The 23,714-nt window shown below is 73.4% G+C and carries 20 protein-coding genes and 4 pseudogenes; 15 read left to right on the top strand and 9 right to left on the bottom strand.

The annotated features are described in order from the left end of the window. Window positions 1-702: pseudogene (locus EAO73_RS21275) on the top strand (cobyrinic acid a,c-diamide synthase); the annotation flags it as partial. Between the two features lie 14 nt (window positions 703-716). On the opposite strand, the gene EAO73_RS21270 reads toward EAO73_RS21275, so the two are convergent. Then, on the bottom strand, window positions 717-1,439 hold the full coding sequence (locus EAO73_RS21270; protein ID WP_147973073.1) for a ZIP family metal transporter: 723 nt from the start codon (window positions 1,437-1,439) through the stop codon (window positions 717-719). 6 nt (window positions 1,440-1,445) lie between these two features. Here EAO73_RS21270 and cobC point away from each other — a divergent pair. After that, window positions 1,446-3,062 (top strand): annotated as a pseudogene (cobC, locus tag EAO73_RS21260) (Rv2231c family pyridoxal phosphate-dependent protein CobC). Window positions 3,063-3,249: 187 nt separating this feature from the next. Here the strand turns inward: cobC and EAO73_RS21255 are convergent. Both EAO73_RS21255 and EAO73_RS21250 read right to left on the bottom strand, forming a co-directional pair. After that, window positions 3,250-4,368: an SCO1860 family LAETG-anchored protein gene (locus EAO73_RS21255; protein ID WP_147973070.1), complete on the bottom strand. Its 1,119-nt coding sequence runs from the start codon at window positions 4,366-4,368 to the stop codon at window positions 3,250-3,252. Between the two features lie 322 nt (window positions 4,369-4,690). Further along, on the bottom strand, window positions 4,691-5,767 hold the full coding sequence (locus EAO73_RS21250) for an amidohydrolase family protein (protein WP_191134200.1): 1,077 nt from the start codon (window positions 5,765-5,767) through the stop codon (window positions 4,691-4,693). 157 nt (window positions 5,768-5,924) lie between these two features. Here EAO73_RS21250 and EAO73_RS21245 point away from each other — a divergent pair, with 157 nt between their 5' ends. The 6 genes from EAO73_RS21245 to EAO73_RS21220 all read left to right on the top strand — a co-directional run bounded on the left by EAO73_RS21245 (window position 5,925) and on the right by EAO73_RS21220 (window position 11,696). Beyond that, a complete protein-coding gene (locus EAO73_RS21245) occupies window positions 5,925-7,031 on the top strand; it encodes a pyridoxal-phosphate-dependent aminotransferase family protein (RefSeq protein WP_147973068.1) in 1,107 nt (368 codons plus the stop codon). Between the two features lie 319 nt (window positions 7,032-7,350). Then, window positions 7,351-7,881, top strand: coding sequence for a diaminobutyrate acetyltransferase (gene ectA, locus EAO73_RS21240; protein ID WP_263576309.1), 531 nt, complete (start codon window positions 7,351-7,353; stop codon window positions 7,879-7,881). 77 nt (window positions 7,882-7,958) lie between these two features. Continuing rightward, window positions 7,959-9,221: a diaminobutyrate--2-oxoglutarate transaminase gene (gene ectB, locus EAO73_RS21235; protein ID WP_147973066.1), complete on the top strand. Its 1,263-nt coding sequence runs from the start codon at window positions 7,959-7,961 to the stop codon at window positions 9,219-9,221. A 53-nt stretch (window positions 9,222-9,274) separates the two neighbouring features. Continuing rightward, the gene (locus tag EAO73_RS21230; RefSeq protein ID WP_147973065.1) at window positions 9,275-9,673 is read left to right on the top strand and encodes an ectoine synthase; all 399 of its coding nucleotides are present in this window, start codon (window positions 9,275-9,277) and stop codon (window positions 9,671-9,673) included. Between the two features lie 4 nt (window positions 9,674-9,677). Next, window positions 9,678-10,571: an ectoine hydroxylase gene (thpD, locus tag EAO73_RS21225; RefSeq protein ID WP_147973064.1), complete on the top strand. Its 894-nt coding sequence runs from the start codon at window positions 9,678-9,680 to the stop codon at window positions 10,569-10,571. A gap of 99 nt (window positions 10,572-10,670) precedes the next feature. Beyond that, window positions 10,671-11,696 carry a VOC family protein gene (locus EAO73_RS21220; RefSeq protein ID WP_147973063.1) on the top strand — a complete coding sequence of 342 codons (1,026 nt, stop codon included), beginning with the start codon at window positions 10,671-10,673 and terminating at the stop codon, window positions 11,694-11,696. A 10-nt stretch (window positions 11,697-11,706) separates the two neighbouring features. On the opposite strand, the pseudogene EAO73_RS21215 reads toward EAO73_RS21220, so the two are convergent. Beyond that, window positions 11,707-11,991: pseudogene (locus tag EAO73_RS21215) on the bottom strand (glycosyl hydrolase 53 family protein); the annotation flags it as partial. Between EAO73_RS21215 and EAO73_RS21210 the strand changes: the two are divergent. Further along, window positions 11,986-12,597, top strand: a pseudogene (locus tag EAO73_RS21210) (LacI family DNA-binding transcriptional regulator); the annotation flags it as partial. The pseudogenes EAO73_RS21215 and EAO73_RS21210 overlap by 6 nt on opposite strands. A gap of 30 nt (window positions 12,598-12,627) precedes the next feature. On the opposite strand, the gene EAO73_RS21205 reads toward EAO73_RS21210, so the two are convergent. The 5 genes from EAO73_RS21205 to EAO73_RS21185 all read right to left on the bottom strand — a co-directional run bounded on the left by EAO73_RS21205 (window position 12,628) and on the right by EAO73_RS21185 (window position 17,328). Then, the gene (locus EAO73_RS21205) at window positions 12,628-13,689 is read right to left on the bottom strand and encodes an aminotransferase class V-fold PLP-dependent enzyme (protein ID WP_147973062.1); all 1,062 of its coding nucleotides are present in this window, start codon (window positions 13,687-13,689) and stop codon (window positions 12,628-12,630) included. A 113-nt stretch (window positions 13,690-13,802) separates the two neighbouring features. Beyond that, window positions 13,803-14,519, bottom strand: a complete 717-nt coding sequence (locus EAO73_RS21200; protein ID WP_147973061.1) for a DsbA family oxidoreductase — start codon at window positions 14,517-14,519, stop codon at window positions 13,803-13,805. Between the two features lie 118 nt (window positions 14,520-14,637). Further along, window positions 14,638-15,117: a GNAT family N-acetyltransferase gene (locus EAO73_RS21195; protein WP_147973060.1), complete on the bottom strand. Its 480-nt coding sequence runs from the start codon at window positions 15,115-15,117 to the stop codon at window positions 14,638-14,640. An 88-nt stretch (window positions 15,118-15,205) separates the two neighbouring features. Then, the gene (locus tag EAO73_RS21190) at window positions 15,206-15,811 is read right to left on the bottom strand and encodes a DUF1349 domain-containing protein (protein ID WP_147973059.1); all 606 of its coding nucleotides are present in this window, start codon (window positions 15,809-15,811) and stop codon (window positions 15,206-15,208) included. Continuing rightward, window positions 15,808-17,328 carry an aldehyde dehydrogenase (NADP(+)) gene (locus EAO73_RS21185; RefSeq protein ID WP_147973058.1) on the bottom strand — a complete coding sequence of 507 codons (1,521 nt, stop codon included), beginning with the start codon at window positions 17,326-17,328 and terminating at the stop codon, window positions 15,808-15,810. The genes EAO73_RS21190 and EAO73_RS21185 overlap by 4 nt, the downstream gene beginning before the upstream one ends. Window positions 17,329-17,497: 169 nt before the next feature. On the opposite strand from EAO73_RS21185, the gene EAO73_RS21180 reads away from it, so the two are divergent. The 6 genes from EAO73_RS21180 to EAO73_RS21155 all read left to right on the top strand — a co-directional run bounded on the left by EAO73_RS21180 (window position 17,498) and on the right by EAO73_RS21155 (window position 23,452). Beyond that, on the top strand, window positions 17,498-18,265 hold the full coding sequence (locus tag EAO73_RS21180) for an IclR family transcriptional regulator (protein ID WP_147973057.1): 768 nt from the start codon (window positions 17,498-17,500) through the stop codon (window positions 18,263-18,265). Window positions 18,266-18,353: 88 nt separating this feature from the next. Further along, a complete protein-coding gene (locus tag EAO73_RS21175) occupies window positions 18,354-19,319 on the top strand; it encodes a hypothetical protein (protein WP_147973056.1) in 966 nt (321 codons plus the stop codon). Then, window positions 19,316-20,581, top strand: coding sequence for a sensor histidine kinase (locus EAO73_RS21170; protein ID WP_147973055.1), 1,266 nt, complete (start codon window positions 19,316-19,318; stop codon window positions 20,579-20,581). Before EAO73_RS21175 ends, EAO73_RS21170 begins: the two co-directional genes overlap by 4 nt. Then, entirely contained in the window at window positions 20,578-21,237 is a 660-nt protein-coding gene (locus EAO73_RS21165) for a response regulator transcription factor (protein ID WP_147973054.1), read from the top strand. The genes EAO73_RS21170 and EAO73_RS21165 overlap by 4 nt, the downstream gene beginning before the upstream one ends. A gap of 88 nt (window positions 21,238-21,325) precedes the next feature. Continuing rightward, complete coding sequence (locus tag EAO73_RS21160) at window positions 21,326-22,771, top strand: penicillin-binding transpeptidase domain-containing protein (RefSeq protein WP_147973053.1); 1,446 nt, start codon at window positions 21,326-21,328, stop codon at window positions 22,769-22,771. A 99-nt stretch (window positions 22,772-22,870) separates the two neighbouring features. Beyond that, entirely contained in the window at window positions 22,871-23,452 is a 582-nt protein-coding gene (locus tag EAO73_RS21155; RefSeq protein ID WP_147973052.1) for a SigE family RNA polymerase sigma factor, read from the top strand. Window positions 23,453-23,714 lie beyond the last annotated feature (262 nt).

The following is a 23,714-nucleotide window of genomic DNA, read 5'->3' as shown; positions in this document are numbered from 1 at the left end:
CTCCCCGCCCCTTCCCGTAACCGGGGCTCCGCCCCGGACCCCGCGCCTCAAACGCCGGAGGGGCTGGATGGTGCGGCGCGGCTGGATGTGGCTGCGGGTGCCAAGCCTGTTGTTGCTGTTGCTGGTGGGGCTGCCTTTACGTTCTCCTACGCCGAGAACACGGAGCTTCTCGCCGCTGCGGGGGCCGATGTCGTGACCTTTGATCCGCTGCGGGACGAGGCGTTGCCGCTGGGGACCCGGGGGGTCGTCATCGGGGGTGGGTTCCCCGAGGTGTACGCGCCCGAGTTGTCGGCCAATGAGGCGTTGCGGAAGGCCGTGGCGGAGTTGGCGCTCTCGGGGGCGCCGGTGGCTGCCGAGTGTGCCGGGTTGTTGTATCTGGCGCGGTCGCTGGACGGGCTGCCGATGTGCGGGGTGCTCGACGCCGATGCGCGGATGACCAAGCGGCTGACGCTCGGGTACCGGGATGCCGTGGCGCTCACCGACAACGTGCTGGCGCCCGCCGGGGCGCGGATGCGGGGGCACGAGTTCCACCGGACCGTCATCGAGCCCGGTGCGGGGGACGAGCCCGCCTGGGGCATGCACCTGCCCGAGCGGCGCGTCGAGGGGTTCGTGCGGGGGAACGTACACGCGAGTTATCTGCACACCCACTGGGCCGCCTCGCCCGGCACGGCCGTGCGGTTCGTCGAACGGTGCCGGGGGTGACCACGGGGGCGGGGTCACTGCGCGAGGCCCACCACCAGCCAGATGAAGCCCGCTCCGGCCACCGTGCACAGCAGGGTGGAGAGAGCCGGATGGTCGTGGTGCGCCTCGGGCAGGATCTCGGCGGCGGCGAGGTAGAGGAGCGCGCCGCCGAAGAAGCCGAGATAGCAGCCGAGGAGTTCCTCCGGCAGGGTGAACAGCAGCGTTGTCGCCGCCCCGACGACGGGTGCTGCCGCGTCCGCGAACAGCATCGTCAGGGCCTTGCGGCGGGCGTTCCCGTACAGGCTGGTGATCGTGTACGTGTTGAAGCCGTCCGCGAAGTCGTGCGTGATCACGGCGAGCGCGACGGCCGCCCCCATCCCTCCGCCGACCTGGAACGCGGCGCCGAGTGCGACGCCGTCCATCAGGCTGTGGCCGACCATCGCGGCCGCCGCCGTCAGCCCGACCTGCGGGACGCGTTCCTCGGCCGCCCCGTGTGCCGCCTGGCGCACCGCGAGCAGCCGCTCCACCAGGTGGGCCACGAGGAATCCGCCGACGAACAGCAGCAGGGCCGCCGGGACGCCGAAGACCAGGCCGCCCGCCGCCTCCACCGCCTCGGGCAGCAGGTCCAGGCCGACCACGCCGAGCATCAGCCCGCCGGCCAGACCGAGGACCAGGTGGCGGCGGTCGCTGACGCGCTGGGCGACCCAGCCGCCGGCCAGGGTCATCAGGAACGCGCCGAGCGCGACGAACACCGCCATGGCCTCTTGCTAGCCGATGCACCCCGGTCCGCGCATCTCGACGCGCTCGTGGTCGGGGTCGGCGCCTCCCGGGGCGTCTCGGCGGACGAGGTGGCCGGGCTGGTCGCGGAGGTCCTGCGGGAGGCCGGACTTCCGGTGGGCGCGGTCGCCGAGTTGGCCACCGTCGAGGCGAAGGCCCGTGAGCCGGGGATCGTGGGCGCCGCCGCACGGCTGGGCGTGCCGCTGCGGGCGCACCCGGCCGGGGTGCTGGCCCGGGTCGCCGTCCCGCACCCCTCCGGCGCGGCGCTCGCCGCCCTCGGCACCCCCTCGGTGGCCGAGGCCGCCGCCCTCGCCGGGGGCGGTCAACTCCTCGTATCCAAAAGGAAGTCGCGGCCCCGTGACGGGCACCCGTCGATGGCCACCTGCGCGGTCGCGCGCCGGCCGGTCGGGACCGTTGCGTGAAACCGGGTGCGGGGCGCATAGTCATCCTGCCGGAGTCCACCCAGACGACGGCGCACTCCCCCACACCACACCCCCACCACGGCGGTCATGCACACTCCCACTGAGAGTCCCGACGCGACAGGCTCGGGCACGCACGATCTGCGTCACCACGGCGACGCGGAAGTACGCGGACGGGACCGGGATCTGACCGATCTCGCCGTCAACGTACGGGCCGGGACCCCACCGGCCTGGCTCAAGGAGCGGATAGCCGGCTCGCTGGGTGCGCTCGCCGCGTATCCCGACGGGCGGGAGGCACGTGCGGCGGTCGCCGAACGGCACGGACTGCCGCCGGAACGCGTCCTGTTGACCGCCGGTGCGGCCGAGGCGTTCGTCCTGATCGCCCGCGCGCTGCCGGCCGAGCGGCCGTATGTGGTGCACCCTCAGTTCACCGAGCCCGAGGCGGCGCTGCGCGCGGCCGGGCACCAGGTGGGGCGGGTCCTGCTGCGGGCCGGGGACGGCTTCCGGCTCGACCCGGCCGACGTGCCCGCCGAGGCGGATCTCGTGGTGGTCGGCAATCCGACCAACCCGACGTCCGTGCTCCATCCCGCCGCCGTCCTCGAACGGCTGGCCCGTCCCGGGCGCACCCTGGTGGTCGACGAGGCGTTCATGGACGCGGTCCCGGGCGAACGCGAGGCCCTGTGCGGGCGTACGGACATCCCCGGGCTCGTCGTGCTGCGCAGCCTCACCAAGACCTGGGGGCTCGCCGGGCTGCGCATCGGTTACGTGGCGGCCGCCCCGGAGACGATCCGCCTCCTGGAGGAGGCGCAGCCGCTGTGGCCGGTGTCGTCGCCCGCCCTGGCGGCGGCGGAGGCGTGCGTGGAGCCCAGGGCCCTGGCGGAGGCGGCCGACGCGGCGGACCGGATCGTCGTGGACCGGGCCCATCTGGTCGCCGGGCTGCGCGAGTTCACCGAGGTGCGGGTGGTGGAGCCGGCCGAGGGGCCGTTCGTGCTGATCCGCCTCGACGGGGCCGCCGAGATAAGGGAGCGGCTGCGGCTGCTGGGCTTCGCGGCCCGGCGCGGCGATACGTTTCCCGGGCTCGGGGACGGCTGGCTGCGGCTGGCGGTACGCGACCGGACGACGACCAACCGCTTCCTCCAGGCCCTCGACCTGGCGCTCCAGGCGCTGACGGTGGTGGGGCGGTAGGACGGGCGGTGCCCGGTGAGCGGTGCTCACGGGCGGTGGCCGGCGAGCGGTGCTCACGGGCGCGGAGCGCCCGCACGCACGGTGAGCGGTGCTCCCGCCGTCGGCCGTCTCCTCATGAGGTGAGCGGTGCTCCCCCCTCGGAGCACCGCTCACCATCCCCTCCCCCGGGGTTCCTCCCCTCGGGCCGTCAGCCCCGCGCGCGGCGGCGGGTCACGACCATGGCGCCCGCGCCGGCCGCCAGCAGCAGGGCCGCGCCGCCCGCGATGTACGGGGTGCTGGAGCTGCTGCCCGTCTCGGCCAGGTCCGCGTCGCTCGCGGCGGGCGCCTGGTCCGTGCCGGTCTGGGTCTTCACGTCGCCGCCGCCCCCGGTGGTGTCGGCCTTGTCGCCGCCGCCCGTGGAGCCGCCGCCGTCGGTAGCGCCGCCGTTCCCGGAGCCGCCGTCGGTCGAACCGCCGTTGCCCGAGCCCCCGTTCTCGTTGCCGCCGTTCTCGTTGCCCCCGTTATCGACACCGCCGTTTTCGTTGCCCCCGTTGTCACCACCGCCGTTGTGACCGCCCCCGTTGTCCCCGCCGCCGCTGTGGCCGCCGTGGCCCTTCGGGGTTTCGCAGGTGGCCTCCGCGAGCGTGACCTCGCCCTTGATGTCCGCGACGTTCAGCCTGCCCGGGTTGACCGACACCTTCAGTTGGAGCGCCACCGCCGCGGCCGTGCGGGAGGTGGTCTCCGTCTTCGACAGGTCGAGGCTCACCTCTCCGACACCCGGCACGGCGACCCGCGTGGTGCCGCCCGCCGTGAGCGTGACGCGCTTGCCGAGCACCGACACATGCCCGAGCACGTTGGACTCGGCGACCGGGCGGCTGCCCGCCTCGCAGACCGCCTTGGAGGTGACCTTCTCCACCTCGATCAGCGGGAACACCGCGAGCCCCGGCAGGCTCACCCGGGCGTTGGCGAGGTTGCTGTAGCCGGCCGCGCGGTGCTTGTCGGCGGTGGCCTTCGCGGTGGCCACGTCCGCCTTGAGGACGCTGAACGGCTTTCCGCGGTCCACCCCGTCGAGCCGGACGCTCAGCGCGGTCTCCTCGGCGGTGCGCGGTGCGTGCACCTCGTTGAGCGTGACCTTCAGCGGTACGTCGACCGCCTTGTTGAGGAGCGAGACGTCGAGCGCGGTGCGGAGCACGGTCGCGCTCGCCTTCCCGTCGCCGCCGGCCGTGGTGGTGGTCGCGGGAGCCGCGTGGGCCGGGACGGTGACCAGCAGCGCGACGGGTGCGGCGGCGACCGCCAGGGCGGCGAGACGGAAGGTGTTGCTGTTCAAGATGGTGGAACCCCCACAAGAGACATGGAGCCACCGGCGCCGTCCAATGGGGGACATCGCGGGCACCGGTGGCCTCGACTCCGTGAATCTTTACGCACAGAGAGTGAACTGGCGGACACCTGAGGCCAGTTCACTCCAAAGGGGGGTTTCCGTGCCTGTTTTCGAATATTCCGGCACGTGCGTTCCTCGCGTTCACCCGTTTCACTGAGCGGCACGGCGTTTCGGACGGCACAGGGGCGGCCCGTACGGTGACCGTGCCGCGTACACGGAAAAGGTTCAACGAGCGGGCCGCCCCCGGGTCACTGCCGGTCAACGCGGTGCGTCAGGCGATCACGCGCCCGTTCAGGACGACCCGGCGCGGCCCGGCCAGCACCCGCACGTCGGCCCTCGGGTCCTCGTCGTACACCACGAGGTCGGCCGGTGCCCCCTCCTCCAGTCCCGGCCTGCCGAGCCACGCGCGTGCGCCCCAGGTCGTCGCGGACAGCGCCTCCAGCGGCGGGATGCCCGCCTTCACCAGCTCCGCGACCTCGTCGGCCACCAGACCGTGCGCGAGGACCCCGCCCGCGTCGGTGCCGACGAAGACCGGCACCCCGGCGTCGTAGGCGGCGCGCACGGTGTCGTAGCGGCGTTCGTGCAGCCGGCGCATATGGGCGGACCAGCGTGGGAACTTGGCCTCGCCGCTCTGCGCCAGCGAGGGGAAGGTGGCGATGTTGACCAGGGTGGGGACGATCGCCACCCCGCGCTCCGCGAAGAGCGGGATGGTGTCCTCGGTCAGCCCCGTGGCGTGCTCGACGCAGTCGATCCCGGCCTCGACGAGGTCGCGCAGTGAGTCCTCCGCGAAGCAGTGCGCGGTGACCCGGGCGCCCAGCCGGTGCGCCTCGGCGATGGCCGCCTCCACCGCCTCGCGCGGCCACAGCGCGGTGAGGTCGCCCACCTCGCGGTCGATCCAGTCGCCGACGAGCTTCACCCAGCCGTCACCGCGCCGCGCCTCCTGGGCGACGTAGGCGACGAGCTCGTCCGGCTCGACCTCCCAGGCGTAGTTACGGGTGTAGCGGCGGGGCCGGGCGATGTGGCGGCCGGCCCGGATGATCTTCGGCAGGTCCTCGCGGTCGTCGATCCACCGGGTGTCGGCGGGCGAGCCCGCGTCCCGCAGGAGCAGCGCCCCGGCCTCCCGGTCGTCGAGCGCCTGCTTCTCGCTGGTCGCCGCGTCCACGGCGCCGTGGTGGTCGAGTCCGACGTGGCAGTGGGCGTCGACCAGTCCGGGCAGGGCCCAGCCGGAGACGGTGACGGCGTCGTCCGCGCCCGGCGGCCGCTCGTAGGTGACACGGCCGTCCACCGCCCACAGCTCGTCCCTGACCTCGTCGGGTCCGGTGAGCACCCGCCCCTTCACATGCAGCACCCGCGATGCCTCGTGATCAGTCATGCCCAGCACTGTACGAGGGGCCGCCGCGGGTGCGCCGCCCTGTCCCGGGCCGTGCGGCGGGCGCTGGGTACTCTCGAAGACGCCCGGTCAGCGGACCGGGGTCCGCCGATCCGAACCCGAAGAGAGCACCGCCGTGACGCACCCCTTCCTCGACCTCGCCCCGCTGACCGCCGCGCACTTCGCGGCGATCGAGCGGCGGGTGGCCGGTCTGCTGGCCACCGAGCAGGACGTCGTCATCATGCAGGGCGAGGCCCTGCTGCCCCTGGAGGGCTGCATCAGGGGCGGCGCCCGGCCGGGTTCGACGGCGCTGAACGTGGTGACCGGCCCCTACGGGCAGACCTTCGGCAACTGGCTGCGCGACTGCGGCGCCGAGGTCGTCGACCTGGAGGTGCCCTTCCACACGGCCGTCACCGCCGCCCAGGTGGCCGAGGCGCTGGCCGCGCACCCGGAGATCGACTTCGTCTCGCTGGTGCACGCCGAGGCGGCGACGGGGAACACCAACCCGGTCGCGGAGATCGGCGAGGTGGTGCGGGCGCACGGGGCGCTGTTCATGCTGGACGCGGTCGCCTCGGTGGGCGCGGAGCCGCTGCTGCCGGACGCCTGGGGCGTGGACCTGTGCGTGATCGGGGCGCAGAAGGCGATGGGCGGGCCGGCCGGGGTGTCGGCGGTGTCCGTGAGCGGGCGCGCCTGGGAGCGGATCGCGGCCAACCCGCAGGCGCCGCGCCGCTCGTACCTGTCGCTGCTGGACTGGAAGGAGCGCTGGATCGACGGTGGCCGCAAGGCGCTGCTGCACGCCCCGGCCCAGCTGGAGATGCTGGCCCTGGAGGCGTGTGTGGAGCGGATCGAGGCGGAGGGCCTCGACGCGGTGATGGCGCGTCACGCGGCGGCGGCCGCGGCCACCCGGGCCGGTGCGGTGGCGCTGGGCGGCGGTCTGACCCCGTACGTGCACGAGGCGCGGGACGCGGCGCCGGTGGCGACGACGCTGCGCACGCCCGAGGGGGCGGACGCGTCGGCGCTGGTCGCGCGGGCGCTCGCGGGCGAGCCGTCGCTGCCGCTGATCGCGGGTGGCGGGGCGCTGTCCAGGGAGATGATCCGGGTCAATCACTACGGGGTGGATGCGACGCGGGGCGCGGTGCTCGCCTCGCTCGCGGCGCTGGGGTCGGCGCTGGCCGACGCGGGCCGGCAGGTCGATCTGGAGGCTGCCCGGAAGGCCGTGTCGGAAACCTGGCCCAGCGAATAAATCGCACCGCTTTCGACAATTGCGGGGAGCTGCTTAATTCTGAGCAGCTCCCCGCATTCTTATGCCCGCTCCTCCCGAGGCTAAACACCCTCGTTCTCGAACCCCCTCCCGGGCTCATTTCGCTTGTGTGTGGAGAGAGTTATGGGCTTGTGACCGACTCCACACAGCCGGACTTCTGTCCGAAAAATCCGGGCCAAAACGGAAGAAATCGCCAGCGATTCGCGCCGGTGCGCGCACCCGCCTGATAACACAGCCGATCGCTCCACCCAACCCCTGACGTCGATGCAATTTTGAAATTTGCTAGGTAAATTCAAATGCCATGACCGCCGCACCAGCAGATTTTGCAAGTGCCCGAAGCGAATTCCTTACGATCGACACGCCACGAGTGGAGGACGGGGCCGCGATCTGGCGCATCGCCCGCGACTCCGAGGTCCTGGACCTCAACTCCTCGTACAGCTACCTGCTGTGGTGCCGTGACTTCGCGGCGACCTCCGTGGTCGCGCGTGACGAGACCGGCACGCCGGTCGCCTTCGTGACGGGGTACATCAGGCCCGACCGCCCCGAGACGCTCGTCGTCTGGCAGGTGGCCGTCGACCACGGCCACCGCGGGACCGGCCTGGCGGCGAAGCTGCTGGACGCCCTGACCGCACGCGTCGCCGCCGAACAGGGCCTCGCCTCGGTCGAGACGACCGTCACCCCGGACAACACCGCGTCGGACCGCCTGTTCACCTCCTACGCGCAGCGCCACGACGTGGCCCTGGAGCGCGAGGTGCTCTTCGACGGCGGGCTGTTCCCCGAAGGCACCCATCTGCCGGAAGTGCTGTACCGCATCGGGCCGTTCCACGCCTGAGCGCGCGCACCTCCCCCCACTGCAGCTTCCTTCAACGCCGCCCGTCACACCACCTCACGCCCCGCAGGAGACCCGCTGTGACCATCACCCCGCCCGCCCTCAGTGTCTTCGAGACCCTGGAATCCGAGGTCCGGAGCTACTGCCGCGGCTGGCCCGCCGTGTTCGACCGCGCCCAGGGCGCCCGGCTGACCGACGAGGACGGCCACTCGTACCTGGACTTCTTCGCCGGCGCGGGCTCGCTCAACTACGGCCACAACAACCCGGTGCTCAAGCGCGCGCTGATCGACTACATCGAACGCGACGGCATCACGCACGGCCTCGACATGGCGACCACCGCCAAACGGGCCTTCCTGGACACCTTCCAGAACGTCGTGCTGCGCCCCCGCGACCTTCCGTACAAGGTGATGTTCCCCGGCCCGACGGGCACCAACGCCGTCGAGGCAGCCCTGAAGCTCGCCCGCAAGGTCAAGGGACGCGAGTCCGTCGTCTCGTTCACCAACGCCTTCCACGGGATGTCGCTCGGCTCGCTGGCCGTGACCGGCAACGCGTTCAAGCGGGCCGGCGCCGGCATCCCGCTGGTGCACGGCACGCCGATGCCGTTCGACAACTACTTCGACGGCCAGGTCCCCGACTTCCTCTGGTTCGAGCGGCTGCTGGAGGACCAGGGCTCCGGGCTCAACCACCCGGCCGCCGTGATCGTGGAGACCGTCCAGGGCGAGGGCGGCATCAACGTGGCCCGCGCCGAGTGGCTGCGCGCGCTCCAGGAGCTGTGCCACCGCCAGGACATGCTGCTGATCGTCGACGACATCCAGATGGGCTGCGGCCGTACCGGCGGCTTCTTCTCCTTCGAGGAGGCCGGCATCACGCCGGACATCGTGACGCTGTCGAAGTCCATCAGCGGCTACGGACTGCCCATGTCCCTCTGCCTGTTCAAGCCGGAGCTGGACGTCTGGGAGCCGGGCGAGCACAACGGCACCTTCCGCGGCAACAACCCCGCGTTCGTCACTGCGGCCGCCGCGCTCGACGCCTACTGGGCGGACGGCCAGATGGAGAAGCAGACGCGGGCCCGGGGCGAGCAGGTGGAGCAGACGATGCTGGCCATCTGCGGCGAGCACGACAGCGCCCGCTTCCGGGGCCGCGGCCTGGTCTGGGGCCTGGAGTTCGACGACCCGGCGCGTGCGTCGGCCGTCTGCGCCCGCGCCTTCCAGCTGGGGCTGCTGCTGGAGACCTCGGGCCCGCAGAGCGAGGTCGTGAAGCTGCTGCCGCCGCTCACCATCACCCCCGAGGAGCTGGACGAGGGCCTGCGCACGCTGGCCCGCGCCGTCCGCGAGACCGCCTGAACCGCACGTCCGCACCCGCACCACCGTCGTAGAGAGAAAGGCACCGAACCACCGTGATCGTCCGATCGTTCGCCGACGTCGAGAACACCGACCGGCATGTCAAGGCCGCCTCCGGGACCTGGGAGAGCAAGCGCATCGTGCTCGCCCAGGAGAAGGTCGGCTTCTCGCTCCACGAGACCACGATGTACGCCGGTACCGAGACGTCGATGTGGTACGCGAACCACATCGAGGCGGTCCTGTGCGTCGAGGGCGAGGCCGAGCTGACCGACGACGAGACCGGTGAGAAGCACTGGATCACGCCGGGCACCATGTACCTGCTCGACGGCCACGAGCGCCACACGATGCGACCCAAGACGGACTTCCGCTGCGTCTGCGTCTTCAACCCGCCGGTCACCGGACGGGAGGAGCACGACGAGAACGGTGTCTATCCACTGCTGACCGAGGAGGGCTGAACCCATGACCACCGACGTACGCACCGACCTGTACCCCTCGCGCGGCGCCGCCGAGATGACCACTCCCCGCCAGGACCCGGTCATCTGGTCCGCGCCGGGCGCGCCGGGTCCGATCACCGCCAAGGAGCTCCAGGGCTACGAGCACGACGGCTTCCTCACCGTCGGGCAGCTGATCACCCCGGACGAGGTGGCCGGCTACCACGCCGAGCTGGAGCGGCTGATCGCCGACCCGGCCGTCCGCGCCGACGAGCGCTCGATCATCGAGCCGAAGTCGCAGTCCGTGCGCTCGGTCTTCGAGGTCCACCGGATCAGCGAGGTCTTCGCCCGGCTGGTCAGCGACGAGCGCGTGGTGGGCCGGGCCCGCCAGATCCTCGGCTCGGACGTCTACGTCCACCAGTCGCGGATCAACGTCAAGCCCGGCTTCGGTGCCTCGGGGTTCTACTGGCACTCGGACTTCGAGACCTGGCACGCCGAGGACGGTCTGCCGAACATGCGGACGGTGTCCGTGTCGATCGCGCTGACCGAGAACCACGACACCAACGGCGGGCTGATGATCATGCCCGGTTCACACAAGTCGTTCCTCGGCTGCGCGGGCGAGACGCCGAAGGACAACTACAAGAAGTCGCTCCAGATGCAGGACGCCGGCACCCCGTCCGACGAGGCGCTGACGAAGATGGCGGACCGGCACGGCATCAAGCTCTTCACGGGCAAGGCCGGTTCGGCGACCTGGTTCGACTGCAACGCGATGCACGGCTCGGGCGACAACATCACCCCGTACCCGCGCAGCAACGTGTTCATCGTGTTCAACAGCGTGGAGAACACCGCGCAGGAGCCGTTCGCGGCGCCGATCCGCCGCCCGGAGTTCATCGGGGCGCGCGACTTCACCCCGGTGAAGTAGGTTCCGGCAGAGCCTCGGAGGGGGTGGGACGGCGGACCGTCCCACCCCCTCCGGCGTATCTCGCTGGACCGTGCGGGGGCCACCGGCGACAGTGAGCGCATGACTTCCCATGTGCAGCACATCACCATCGACTGCGCCGACGCCTACACCCTGGGCACCTTCTGGTCGGCCGTGCTCGATGCCCCGCTCTCCGACGACGATCTGCCCGGCGACCCCGAGGCGCTGATCGAGATCCCGGGCACCGCCCTCCTCTTCGTCACCGTGCCGGACAAGAAGCAGACCAAGAACCGCGTCCACCTGGACGTCCAGCCCCAGGACCGCACCCGGGACGAGGAGGTCGAACGGCTGCTGGCCCTCGGCGCCACCCTGGTCGGCGACCACCGCAAGCCGAACGGACGCGGCTGGGCGACCCTGGCCGACCCGGAGGGCAACGAGTTCTGCGTGGAGTGCGGGGCCGCCGAACGCGCGGCGCTCACCGGTACGAGGCTGCCGGTCACGGCCGACGACGTGACCGAGGCGGTCCGGCTGACGGTCGACACCCTCGCCGCCTCCGCTTCCGCCGACTGGCGCGTCCCGGCCGGGACCCTGACGTGGGACTGCTGGGAGACCGCGGAGCATCTGAGCGACGACCTGTTCGCGTACGCCGTCCAGCTCGGCCCGCGCACGCCGTCGGTGGAGACCGAGGTGCCCTACCACTGGGCCCCCCGGCGCGAGGGCGGGCCGTGGAACGCGATCTTCGCGGACCCGGAGGCGGGGGTGGCGGGGCTGCTCCAGACCCTGGAGGCGAGCGGCGCGCTGCTGGCCGCGATGGTGCGTACGGCCTCGCCGGCCCTCCGCTCGTACCACGGGTACGGGGTCTCCGACCCGGAGGGCTTCGCGGCCATGGGTGTCGTGGAGACCCTGGTGCACGCCCATGACATCGCGTCCGGCCTGGGCATCTCCTGGGAGCCGCCCGCCGCCCTGTGCGACCGGGCGCTGGCCAGGCTCTTCCCCGGCGCGCCGGACGACGCGGACCGGTGGGCCGTACTGCTCTGGTCCACCGGCCGCGGCGACCTGCCGGGCCGCGAGCGCGTCACCTCGTGGAAGTGGCGCAGCGCCCCGCCGGAGGCGGCCCCGCAGGCGTGACCCCGCCCGGTTACCGGTGGGAGAACCAGTTCGCCGCCGGCAGCAGCTTCTGGTCGTAGCCGAACAGGGCCTGGTTCTCCCAGGCGTTGCCGGAGGACGGCTCGGCCGGGTCCCAGCCGCTGCCGCTCACGGCGGTCCAGGCGGGCTCCCAGTACACCGCGCCCAGGCCCCGGCCGCCGGGGACGGCCTCGACGACGTTCAGCACGTCGCGGAGGTTGGCGGCCTGGCCCGCCGGGGTGGCCGGGTAGCCGCTGACCAGCTGGTCCGCGGTGGCGACGTTGTTCTCCAGGCCGTCGGCGATCCGGTCGCCGCCCAGCTGTACGAGGCCGGGGTCCCCCTCGTCGCGTGCGGCAAGCCGCTCGGGCAGGGCTCGAAGGTCAGCTATGTGGCGGCCGACGACCGGGACGGCGCCCGGGACATGGTGCGCTTCCTGTACGAGTCGGGGCGCCGCCGGATCGGTACGGTCAGCGGCCCGCTGGACACCCCGGGCGGCGTCGAACGGCCGGCCGGCTACCGGGAGATGCCGGCCGGCTGCGGACTGCCCGCCGACGACGCGCTGATCGTGCCCGGCGACTACAGCCGGGCGGGCGGCGAGGCGGCGGCGCTGCTCCTGGAGCGGGCGCCGGACCTGGACGCGGTGTTCGTCGCCTCGGACCTGATGGCGCAGGGCGTGCTCGCGGCCCTGGAGAAGGCCGGGCGCAGCGTGCCGCACGATGTCGCGGTGGGCGGGTTCGACGACTCCCCCGCCGCGCTCGCCTCCCGGCCGGCGCTGACGACGATCCGTCAGCCGTGGGACCGCATCAGCGCCGAGATGGTACGGGTGCTGCTGGCCCAGATCGGCGGGGAGGACCCGGCCGCGGTGATACTGCCCACCGAACTGGTCCGCCGCGACTCGGCGTGACCGGGGGGGTCCGCGGCCGGGGATCCGCCGTCAGCCGGCGAGCACGTCCAGCGCGCGGTCCACGTCCGCCTCGGTGTTGTAGAGGTGGAAGGACGCCCGCAGGTTGCCGGCCCGTCCGGCGACCAGCACCCCGGCCCGCTGGAGCTCCGGTGCCCGGTCGCCGAGTCCGGGCACCGCGACGACGGCGGTGTCGGCCGGGACGGCGGTGTGCCCGAGGGCCGCGAGGCCGGAGCGGAAGCGGTCCGCGAGCCCGGTGGCGTGGGCGTGCAGCGTGTCGATGCCGATCTCGTGGATCAGGGCGAGCGAGTGCTCGGCGCCGTGGTACGCGAGGAAGGCGGGGGGCTCGTCGTAGCGGCGGGCGTCCGACGCGAGCTCGGTGACCGGTCCGTAGGTGCTGTTCCACCGGTCCTCGGCCGCGGCCATGCCCGCGTAGACGGGTACCAGGCCCTCCTGCGCCTCCTCGGTGACGGTGAGGAACGAGGTGCCGCGCGGGCAGAGCAGGTACTTGAAGCCGCCGGTGACCGTGTAGTCGTACGCCCCGGCGTCCAGCGGCAGCCAGCCGGCGGACTGGGTGGCGTCCAGCAGCGTCCGGGCGCCGTTGTCGGCGGCGGCGGCCCGGACCGCGTCCAGGTCCGCGCGCCGGCCGTCGGCGGACTGCACCGAGGAGAAAGCGACCAGCGCGGTCCCGAGACGCACGGCATCGGCCAGCTCCTCCAGCGGCACGTACCGCATCTTGAGGTCGCCACGGACCGCGAAGGGGCTGACGACCGAGCTGAACTCGCCTTCGGGCGACAGCACTTCGGCACCCGGCGGCAGCGAGGAGGCGATCAGTCCGACGTGGGCGGCGACGGAGCCGCCGACGGCGACCCGGCCCGCCCCGACGCCGGCGAGCCGTGCGAAGCCCTCCCGGGCCCGGTTCACCGCTCCGAAGTCTCCGGAGCCGTCCCGGAGGCCGGAGGCGTTCTCGTCGACGAGGGTCTTCACCGCGTCGACGGCACGGCGGGGCAGCAGCCCGCAGGTGGAGGTGTTCAGGTAGATGGTCTGCGGGGCGAACTCGGCGGCAACGGCACGGCTGAGCGAAGAGATCGTCATGCGCTCAGCCTGACCCGTCACCGACCTGGGGTCAATTGACGAAATTGCACCGAGAACCCCAAGCCACGCTTATGCGCCGAGCGGGCGGGCCGCCCCCTGCGGGCCCCGGCCCGTCAGGCGTTCCCGGCGACCCCGGGGACCTCGCACGCACCGTCGGCGTCGCACGCCGCCGCGTCCCCGGCGGCGGTCACCGGGCGGTCCTTCCACGCCTGCTCCAGCGCCTGGGCGAAGACCTCGGCGGGCTGGCCGCCGGAGATCCCGTAGCGCCGGTCGAACACGAAGAACGGCACCGCGTTGGCGCCCAGCTCGGCCGCCTCGCGCTCGTCGGCGCGCACCTCCTCGGCGTACGCCTGCGGGTCTGCGAGGACCGCGCGGGCCTCCTCCGCGTCGAGACCCGCCTCGACGGCCAGGTCCAGCAGCACGGCGTCGTCGAAGACGGACCGGTCCTCGGCGAAGTTGGCCCGGTAGGCGAGGGTCAGCAGCTCGTCCTGGCGGCCCCGCGCCTTGGCGAGGTGCAGCAGCCGGTGGATGTCGAACGTGCTGCCGTGGTCGCGGCCCTCGGTGCGGTAGCCGAGCCCTTCGGCTTGGGCGTTGGCCGCGACGTTGGCCTCCATCGAGCGGGCCTCGTCGGGGGTGCGCCCGTACTTCTGCGCCAGCATGTCGATGACCTTCTCGGTGTCGCCCTTGGCGCGGCCGGGGTCGAGCTCGAAGGAGCGGTGCACCACCTCGACGTCGTCGCGGTGGGCGAAGCCCGCCAGGCCCTTCTCGAAGCGTGCCTTGCCGATGTAGCACCACGGGCAGGCGATGTCGCTCCAGATCTCGACGCGCATGACTCTTCTTCTCTCCGGACTCTCTCGGGCGGCTGCTCGCACAGCGCGGAGGCACCCTCCGCTCCTCCCGCCAACGCATGGCGGGCCCGTGCCATTCCCGGCCCGGACCCGCGCGGTTCTACGGGGCCGGCGGGACGGCCAGGCGCATCACCACATGGTCGCCGTCCAGCGGGTTGTCCGGGTCCGGGGCCCAGCCGCAAGCGGCGTAGAAGGCCTGGGCGCGCTTGTTGGGTTCGAAGACCTCCAGGCGGGCCTCGGTGACGCCCAGCCGCTGCCACTCGGCGACGCACGCGCGGTGCAGGGCGCTGCCGACCCCCTCGCGCCAGTGGGCGGGGGACACATGGAACTGGGAGAGGGTCATGACGCCGTCGCGCACCGAGTGGGCGGCGATGCCGACGAGGGCGCCGTCCGCCTCGGCGCAGAGCACGGTGGCGTCCGGGCGGTCCACCGCGCGGGCCCAGCCCTCCCGGCTCCGGCTCACCTCGGCCTCGCCCGCGTACTCCTCCTCGGGCAGGTGGCCCCGGTAGTAGGTGGCCCTGGCCTCGGTGTGGAGGGTCACTATCGCGTCGAGGTCGTTCTGCGTCGCTGTACGGATCATGGTGGCAAGGACGCGGGGAGCGGTCCCCCGGTTGCGGACGGGGCGCGGTGGGCCGGTACGCGTACCGGCCCACCGCGCCCCGGGGGCGTCAGCTTCCGTCGCGGAGGTCGGCCAGGCCCTCGGGCCGGAAGGCGATACGGTCGAAGGCCACCTCGCAGCCCTCACCGGTGGGTGACTGGGCGAGGAAGCCGACGGAGGCGGTGGCCGCCTGTTCCGGGGTGCCGAGGGTGAAGACGCGGACGAAGGTCCACTTCTCGCCGTCGGCCGAGGCGTGGAACGCGAAGGCACCGCCCGTGCGGCTCAGCCGGAGCCAGTGGCTGTCGCCGTCCACGACCGAGGAGTTGACGTCGTCGGAGCGGCCCCGGGTGACCACCGTGCAGATGGTCGGCTGCTCCGGGGACAGCTCCAGGCAGAGCTTGGCCCAGTCCCGGTCGCCGGCGTGGAGGTAGAGCACGCCCGCGTCGAAGGCGGCGGCGAAGCCGACCTTCACCCGCGCCATCAGCTGGAAGTCGCCCGCCGGGGCGGTGCCCAGCAGCCGGGGCGCGTCGCTCGCCGGTTCCAGGCTGTCGCCGCCCGGCGGCACGAAGCGGTCCTGGCGGGCGCCGGCGCGGCCGGTGAGAACGCCGTTCTCGTACACCCACCCGCCGTCGGGGCCGTGCGGATCGAGCGCGAAGGGGAGTTCGGGGAGGTTCACGCGGGTCGTCCGTTCACGCGGCGGGGCAGGCCCAGCGGGTTGTCCTCGCGCAGCTCCGGGGGCAGGAGCGCGTCGGGGGTGGTCTGGTAGCTGACCGGGCGCAGCCAGCGTTCGATCGCGGTGGCGCCGACCGAGGTGGAGGTGGAGGTGGTGGCCGGGTAGGGGCCGCCGTGGTGCTGGGCGGGGGCGACGGCGACGCCGGTCGGCCAGCCGTTGACGAGGACCCGGCCGGCGAGCGGGGTGAGCGCGGCGAGGAGCCCGGCGGCGCTGCCCCCGGTCTCGTCCTCGGCGATGTGGAGGGTCGCGGTGAGGTTGCCGGGGAGCCGGGACAGGACGGCGGTGATCTCGTCCTCGGAGGCGTAGCGGGCGACGACGGTGACGGGGCCGAAGCACTCCTCCAGGAGCGCGTCGTGCGGTCCTTCGGCGGTGAGCAGCCGGGCCGGGACGGTCAGGAAGCCGGCCGCGACGGTGTGCTCGCCGCCCGCGCCGGGGGTGACGGGGGCGTCCACGTCCGGAAGCGCGGCCCGCTCGGTCACTCCGGCGAGGAAGGCGTCGCGCATCCGGTGGTCGAGCAGGACGCCGGCCTCGGAGTCGCTGACGGCCTCGGTGAGGGCCTTCAGGAAGCGGTCGCCGCCCTCGCCCTCGGGGGCCAGGACGAATCCGGGCTTGGTGCAGAACTGGCCCGCGCCCATGGTCATCGAGCCGGCCAGGCCCGCGCCGATCTGCTCGCCGCGCTCGGCGGCGGCGGCCTCGGTGACGACGACGGGGTTGAGGGAGCCCAGCTCGCCGTGGAAGGGGATGGGCGCGGGGCGGGCGGCCGCCGCGTCGAACAGGGCGCGGCCGCCGCGCACCGAGCCGGTGAAGCCGGCGGCGGCGACGAGCGGGTGGCGGACGAGGGCGACGCCGGCGTCGAAGCCGTGGACGAGGGTGACGACGTCCTCGGGCAGCCCGGTCCGCGCGGCGGCCCGGCGCAGGACGGAGGCGCACAGCTCGGAGGTCGCCGGGTGGTCGGGGTGCGCCTTGACGACGACGGGGCAGCCGGCCGCGAGGGCGCTGGCGGTGTCGCCGCCGGGCACGGAGAAGGCGAGCGGGAAGTTGCTGGCGGCGTAGACGGCGACGACGCCGAGCGGGATCTTGTAGCGGCGCAGGTCGGGCCAGGGCGGGGTGCGGGTGGCGTCCGCGTGGTCGATGTGGATGTCGAGGAAGGCGCCCTCGTCGACGACCTCGGCGAAGGCCCGCAACTGGGCGGCGGTGCGGGCGAGTTCCCCGGTCAGCCGGGCCGGGCCGAGGGCCGTCTCGGCGTCGGCGGCCTCGACGACGTGCTCACGGGCCTCGGTGAGCAGCTCGGCGGCCATCCGCAGGAACGCGGCGCGCGTGGTGCGGTCGGCGAGGGAGCCGCGTACCGCGTGGGCGGCGCGGACCGCGCGGTCGACCTCCTCGGCTGTGGCCTCCACCGCAACCTGCTCGCGCGGGTTCCCGGTGCGGGGGTCGACGCTCCAGACTGGTGCTGCTGCCACCGTGTTTCCTTCCGCTCCACTGCCGCACATCAGAAGTTGTCCGGTATAAGTTGTTCGGTATTCTGAACAGAGTTCCTGCACATGAATGTGAAGCGACTCTATTTCCGGGCGTTCGGTGTTGGCAAGAAGTCGCAGGGTTTCGTCGGTGGGCTGAAAGGGGCGTGGGGCGATGTCGGTTCCCGAGGGTGGAGCACAGGTCAAGTCCGCGGTGCGGACGGTGGAGCTGCTGGAGTACTTCGCGGGACGGCCCGGCATGCACTCGCTCGCCGCGGTCCAGGAGGCCGTCGGCTACCCCAAGTCCAGCCTCTACATGCTGCTGCGGACCCTGGTCGAGCTGGGCTGGGTGGAGACGGACGCGACGGGCACGCGCTACGGGATCGGCGTACGGGCCCTGCTGGTCGGCACCTCGTACATCGACGGCGACGAGGTGGTCGCGGCGGCCCGCCCCACCCTGGACCGGCTCTCCGACGACACCACGGAGACCATCCACCTCGCCCGGCTCGACGGGACGAACGTGGTCTATCTCGCCACCCGCCAGTCCCAGCACTACCTGCGCCCCTTCACCCGCGTCGGCCGCCGGCTGCCCGCCCACTCCACCTCGCTCGGCAAGGCGCTGCTGGCCACCTACAGCGACGAGCAGGTCCGCAAGATGCTGCCCGAGACGCTGCCCGCGCTCACCGAACACACCCTGACGGACCGGGAGAAGCTCATCGAGGAGCTGCACCAGATCCGCGAGCAGGGGTACGCGGTGGACCGCGAGGAGAACACGCTGGGGCTGCGGTGCTTCGGGGTCGCCGTCCCGTACCGCACCCCGGCCCGGGACGCCATCAGCTGCTCGGTGCCGGTCGCCCGGCTCACGCCCGCGCACGAACAGCTGGTCAAGGACGCGCTGTTCGACGCGCGCGACCGGCTGACGCTCGCCACGCGCAGGCTCTGACACCCCCGGCCCGTCTCCCCCGCGCGGCGGAGGCGGATCGTCACCCGGCAGGACGTACGGGGGCGGGCCGCCCGGCAGCGTGGGGGCCATGACACTCCTCGCCGCCCGCACCGCGCTGCGCACCGTCGCCATCGTCGCCTGCCTGCCGTACATCACGCTCAAGGTCGCGTGGCTGGCGGGCAGCCACATCGGGATTCCGGACGGCAGCGCGCTGCTGGACCACCGCGCCCTGATGGCCGTCGCCAACGGCGGTTCGGTGCTGATGGACGGCGCGGTCGTGGTCCTGGCGCTGCTGCTCACCCGGCCCTGGGGTCTTCGGGTGCCCGCCTGGCTGCTCGCGCTGCCGATGTGGGTGGCGACCGGGCTGCTGCTGCCGATCATGACCGGCTACCCCGCGCAGCTGCTGGTCCTGGCGCTGGGCGGGGACGACGGCGGCGCGAAGGACACGGGCCGCCCCTTCCTGCACGAGTGGGTGTTCGGCGTCGTCTACGGCGGCTTCATCCTCCAGGGCCTGAGTCTGGGCGCCCTGTTCGTGCTGTACGCCCGCGACCGCTGGGGCCATCTCTGGCGCGGCACCCTGGGCGCGCTGCCCGACAGCCCGACCGCCCCCGCGCTGCGGGCCGCCGCCGTCGCCGCCTCGCTGCTCGCCCTGGCACCCGGCACCATGCACCTGCTGTGGGCGGCGGGCTCGACGGCCGGCCTGAGCGCGGACCGGGCCGCCGGGCGGGACAGCGGCTTCCATGTCCTCGAAGCGGTGTACGTGTTCTGGATCGCCGCTGCCGCGGCCGGGGTCCTGCTGCTGGCCTTCCGCCGGTCCGCGCTGCCGCTGCAGGTGCCGCTCGCCCTGGCCTGGGGCGGTTCCGGGGCGACGGCCTGCTGGGGCGGCTGGCTGAGCATCGCCTCGCTGGCCGGCGCCGACGACGCCGCCCAACAGCCCACGGCCGCCATGGTGCTGATCTACGCTGTCCAGATGCTCGTCGGGACACTGATGGTGACCCTGGGCGCGTACTTCCTGACGGAGCGCGCGGCCGGGACGCGGGGCGCCCCGGCATGACCCCGCTCATAGGCAGGCTCGTGGACCGGCGGGCCCGGCTGCGCTGGCTGCACCTGATCATCGGCGGCGCCCTGCTGATGCCGTACTACCTGGTCGGCACGGTCGTCGTGGGCCTGTACGCGCCCGACGCCAACCCCTTCACCTCGCTCCCCGCTCAGTTCGCCGCCTTCGCCCACGCCCTGCCGATGGCCGCCGTCACCGCGCTGCTGCCCCTGGCCCGGCCCCTCTCGGTCTCCGCCGCGCGCGCCCTGTGCGGCCTGGCCCCGGACCGGCCGCTCGCGGACGGGCCCGGCGTCTCCCGGCAGGCTCGGGCCCGCTCGGCCGCCTGGTTCACGCTGCACGTCGGGCTCGGCGGCGTCATCAGCGGGATGACCCTGGCGCTCGTCCCGTTCGCCGTCTGCGTCATGGGGCTGCCGTTCTTCGCGGCCCTGCGCGACTCCCCCGCCCTGGAACGGTCACCGCTGCTGGACCACACCTGGGTCCTGGCCCTCGCCCCGCCGGCCGGGGCGGCCATGCTCCTCGCGCTGGCCGGCTGCGCGGCGGCGGCCGGGGCGCTGCTCGCGAACCGGGCTCCGGTGCTCCTCGGCCCGACCCCGGACGACCGGCTGGCCGCCGCCGAACGCCGGGCGGCCGAGCTGGCCGTGCGCAACCGGCTCGCCCGTGAGCTGCACGACTCGGTCGGCCACGCGCTGAGCGCCGTCACCCTCCAGGCGGGCGCGGCCCGCCGGGTCCTGGACAGCGACCCGGAGTTCGCCCGGCAGGCCCTCACCGCGATCGAGGAGACCACGCGGCGCACGGTCGGCGAACTCGACGCGGTGCTGGGCCTGTTGCGGCAGGGCGCGGACGGCTCCGACGACCTCGCGGGACCGGGCCTGGACGCGCTCGGCGGGCTGCTGGCCCGGTGCGGGGTGCCCGTGCGGTACGCGACGGACGGCGACCCGGGCACCGTCCCAGGACCCGTGTCGGCGGAGGCGTACCGGATCGTGCAGGAGGGCCTGAGCAACGCGCTGCGGCACGGCGTCCCCGGCTCACCGGTCCGGCTGCGCGTCGGTGTCGGCCCCCGCGAGCTGACCCTCGTCCTGGACAGCGCGCTGTCCCCGCGCCCCCCGGCGGCCCGGCCCGGCGGCGGGCGCGGTCTGACCGGCATCGCGGAGCGCGCGCTGCTGCTCGGCGGCGCCACCGAGGCCGGCCCCCGCGACGACGGCGTGTGGCGGCTGGCCGCACGCCTCCCCCTGCACGCCCCCGCGAAGGAGCCACGATGAGCACGCCGGTCCGGATCGTCCTCGCCGACGACGAACACATGGTGCGCACCGCCCTGCGCGCCATCCTGGAGGCGGAGGACGGCCTGGAGGTCGTCGGCGAGGCGGCCACCGGTGCCGAGGCGGTCTCCGTGGTGCGGGCGCTGCGGCCCGACGTGGTGCTGATGGACGTACGGATGCCCGAGACGGACGGCATCCGGGCCACCGAGCAGATCCTCGGCGGACTCGACCCGGCCCCGCGCATCGTGGTCGTCACCACCTTCGAACACGACGCCTATGTGTACGAGGCGCTGCGCGCAGGGGCGGCGGGGTTCCTGCTGAAGCGGGCGGCGGCCGAGGAGCTGGTGCAGGCGGTCCGGCTGGTGGCCTGCGGAGAGTCGCTGCTCTTCCCGTCCGCCGTACGGCAGCTGGCCGCCGCGTACGGGACGCCCCGGGCGGCCCCCGCGCCCCCGTGGGCCGCCCGGCTCACCGAGCGGGAGGCGCAGGTGCTGCGGCTGATGGCGGCCGGGCTGACCAACGCGGAGATCGCCGGCCGGCTGGCAGTGGGCGCGGCGACGGCCAAGACGCATGTGGCGGCGGTCCTCGCGAAGACCGGTGCCCGGGACCGTACCCAGGCGGTCATCGTGGCGTACGAGTCGGGGTTCATCACCCCGGGCTGAGCACACGCGGCGGGCACCGGATGAGGAATCGGTGAGAAGCGGCACAACCGGGAACGACACGCCGGTTCCCGTACGTCCCCCAAGCGGGATGAACAAGACGATCAGGCGCGCCTCGGTCTTCTGCCTGCTGCTGGTCCTCGCCCTCCTCGGGCGGGCGACCTGGGTGCAGGCGTGCCAGGCACGGGCGCTCGCAGACGACGACCACAACCGGCGGAAGACCATCGCGCAGTACGCGCAGCCGCTGGGGAACATCATCGTGGCCGGTTCGCCGGTCACGGGCTCGAAGCGGACGGAGGGCAGCGATCTCGCGTACAAGCGCACCTACCGGCAGGGCGACCTCTACTCGTCCGTGACCGGCTACAGCTCGCAGGCGTACGGCTCGACCCAGCTCGAAGGGATCTACAGCCATGTGCTGGACGGCACCGACGACCGGCTGAAGAGTCCGCTCGGCGCGATCACCGGGAAGCGGTCCGCCCCCGGGGACGTGGTGACGACCATCGATCCGGACGTCCAGAAGGCGGCGAGCGACGCGCTCGGCGACGACAAGGGCGCCGCCGTGGCGATCGACCCGAGGAGCGGGCAGATCCTGGGCATGGTCTCCTCGCCGTCCTACGACCCGACCGACATCAGCGGCACGAACGACGGCGACGCCTGGAAGAAGCTGCTCGCCGACCCGGAGAAGCCGCTGGTCAACCGCGCGATGCGGCAGCCGCTCGCGCCCGGTTCGACGTTCAAGCTGGTCGTGGCGTCGGCCGCCCTTGAGAACGGCCTCTACGACTCGGTGGACGAGCCGACGAAGAGCCCCGTCCCGTACGACCTGCCGGGCACCAGCACCCCGCTGCGGAACGAGAGCGCGTCGGCGCCCTGCGAGAACGCCTCGCTGCGCGTCGCTCTCCAGTACTCGTGCAACAACGTCTTCGGCAAGGTGGCCGCCGACCTCGGGCAGGACAAGGTGCGGGCGATGGCGGAGAAGTTCGGCTTCAACGAGGAGAAGCTGGACGTTCCGGTGCGGGCCTCCAAGAGCGTGTACCCGACGGACATGGACAGGCCGCAGACGGCGCTGTCGGGCATCGGCCAGTTCGAGGTGACCGCGACCCCGCTGCAGATGGCGATGGTCTCCGCGGCGCTCGCCAACGGCGGTGAGCTGGCCGCTCCGCACATGGTGTCCAAGGTGACCGACGGCGACGGCGGCACGCTGGAGGACTTCGCGGACGGCGACACGGAACGGATCGTCTCCGAGGACACCGCGAAGCAGCTGCGCAGCGCCATGGTGACCGTCGTGGAGAAGGGCACCGGCACCAACGCCCGGATCGACGGGGCCGAGGTGGGCGGCAAGACGGGCACCGCCGAGAACGGCGTGGGCAACAGCAACACCCCGTACGCCTGGTTCACGTCGTATGCGAAGGCGGGTGACCGGGAGGTCGCGGTCGCCGTCGTCGTGGAGGACTCCGGTTCGGCCGCGTCCGAGGTCAGCGGCAACGGTCTCGCGGCGCCGATCGCCAAGAAGATGATGGAGGCGGCGCTGCGGCGATAGCGCCCGTCCCTCCCGTCGAAGCGCTTGCGGTACGCTCACGCCCCGGCGGGGGCGTACCCGGACGGTCCGGGCGGGGCGCACGCGAGGGACGAGGTAGCTGTGGGCACAGCAGTCGACGATGCCGCCGCCGCCGAGTTCCACGCGTTCTTCGAGGCCCACTACGCCGAACTCGCCCGCCTCGCCCATCTGCTGACCGGGGAGGCGGACGCCGCCGACGATCTCGCGGCGGACGCCCTGCTCGCGCTCTGGCACCGCTGGGACCGGGTCCGCGACGCCGGGCACCCGGTGGCGTACGCACGCGGGGTGGTCGCCAACCTGGCCAGGACCCGCATCCGGAGCGCGGTGCGCGAGCGGCGCCGGATCGCCCTGTTCTGGGCGCTGCGCGGCGGCGGGGACGGCGGCGCCACCGAGGGGCCCGACGTGCCGGCGGTGGTGGACGTGCAGGAGGCGCTGCGCCGGCTGCCGTTCCGCAAGCGGGCCTGTGTGGTGCTGCGGTACGCCTTCGACCTCTCGGAGCGGGACACCTCGCTGGTGCTGGGGATCTCGGTGGGCACGGTGAAGAGCCAGACCTCGCGCGCCGTCGCGGAACTGCAGCGGCTGCTGGGCCCCCCGGGGCCCGGGACGCCCGCCGCGCGGGTACGGGTGGCCGTCGCGGCGCATCGCAGCGGAGGAGACCGGTGAAGGACGAGGAGCTGGCCGGGCGGCTGCGGGAGGCCGCCGAGGCCCACCGCCCCGACCGGGCACGGATGCTGGCGCGCGTCGAGCGCGGGACGGCCGGTGGCCCCGCGGCCGGGGCCGTACGTCCGCCGCGCGCCGTGCGCCCGTGGCTGCGGGTGGCCGGGGCGACGGTCGCGGTCTGGCTCTTCACCGTGCCCACCGAGATCCCCAGCACCAGCGAGGTGTCCCGCTCCGAGAGGTCGAAGGCGTACCGCAGCACCACACA

Source organism: Streptomyces sp. col6 (assembly GCF_008042035.1).
Lineage (GTDB): Bacteria > Actinomycetota > Actinomycetes > Streptomycetales > Streptomycetaceae > Streptomyces.
This window is presented reverse-complemented; position numbering and strand designations above follow the sequence as displayed.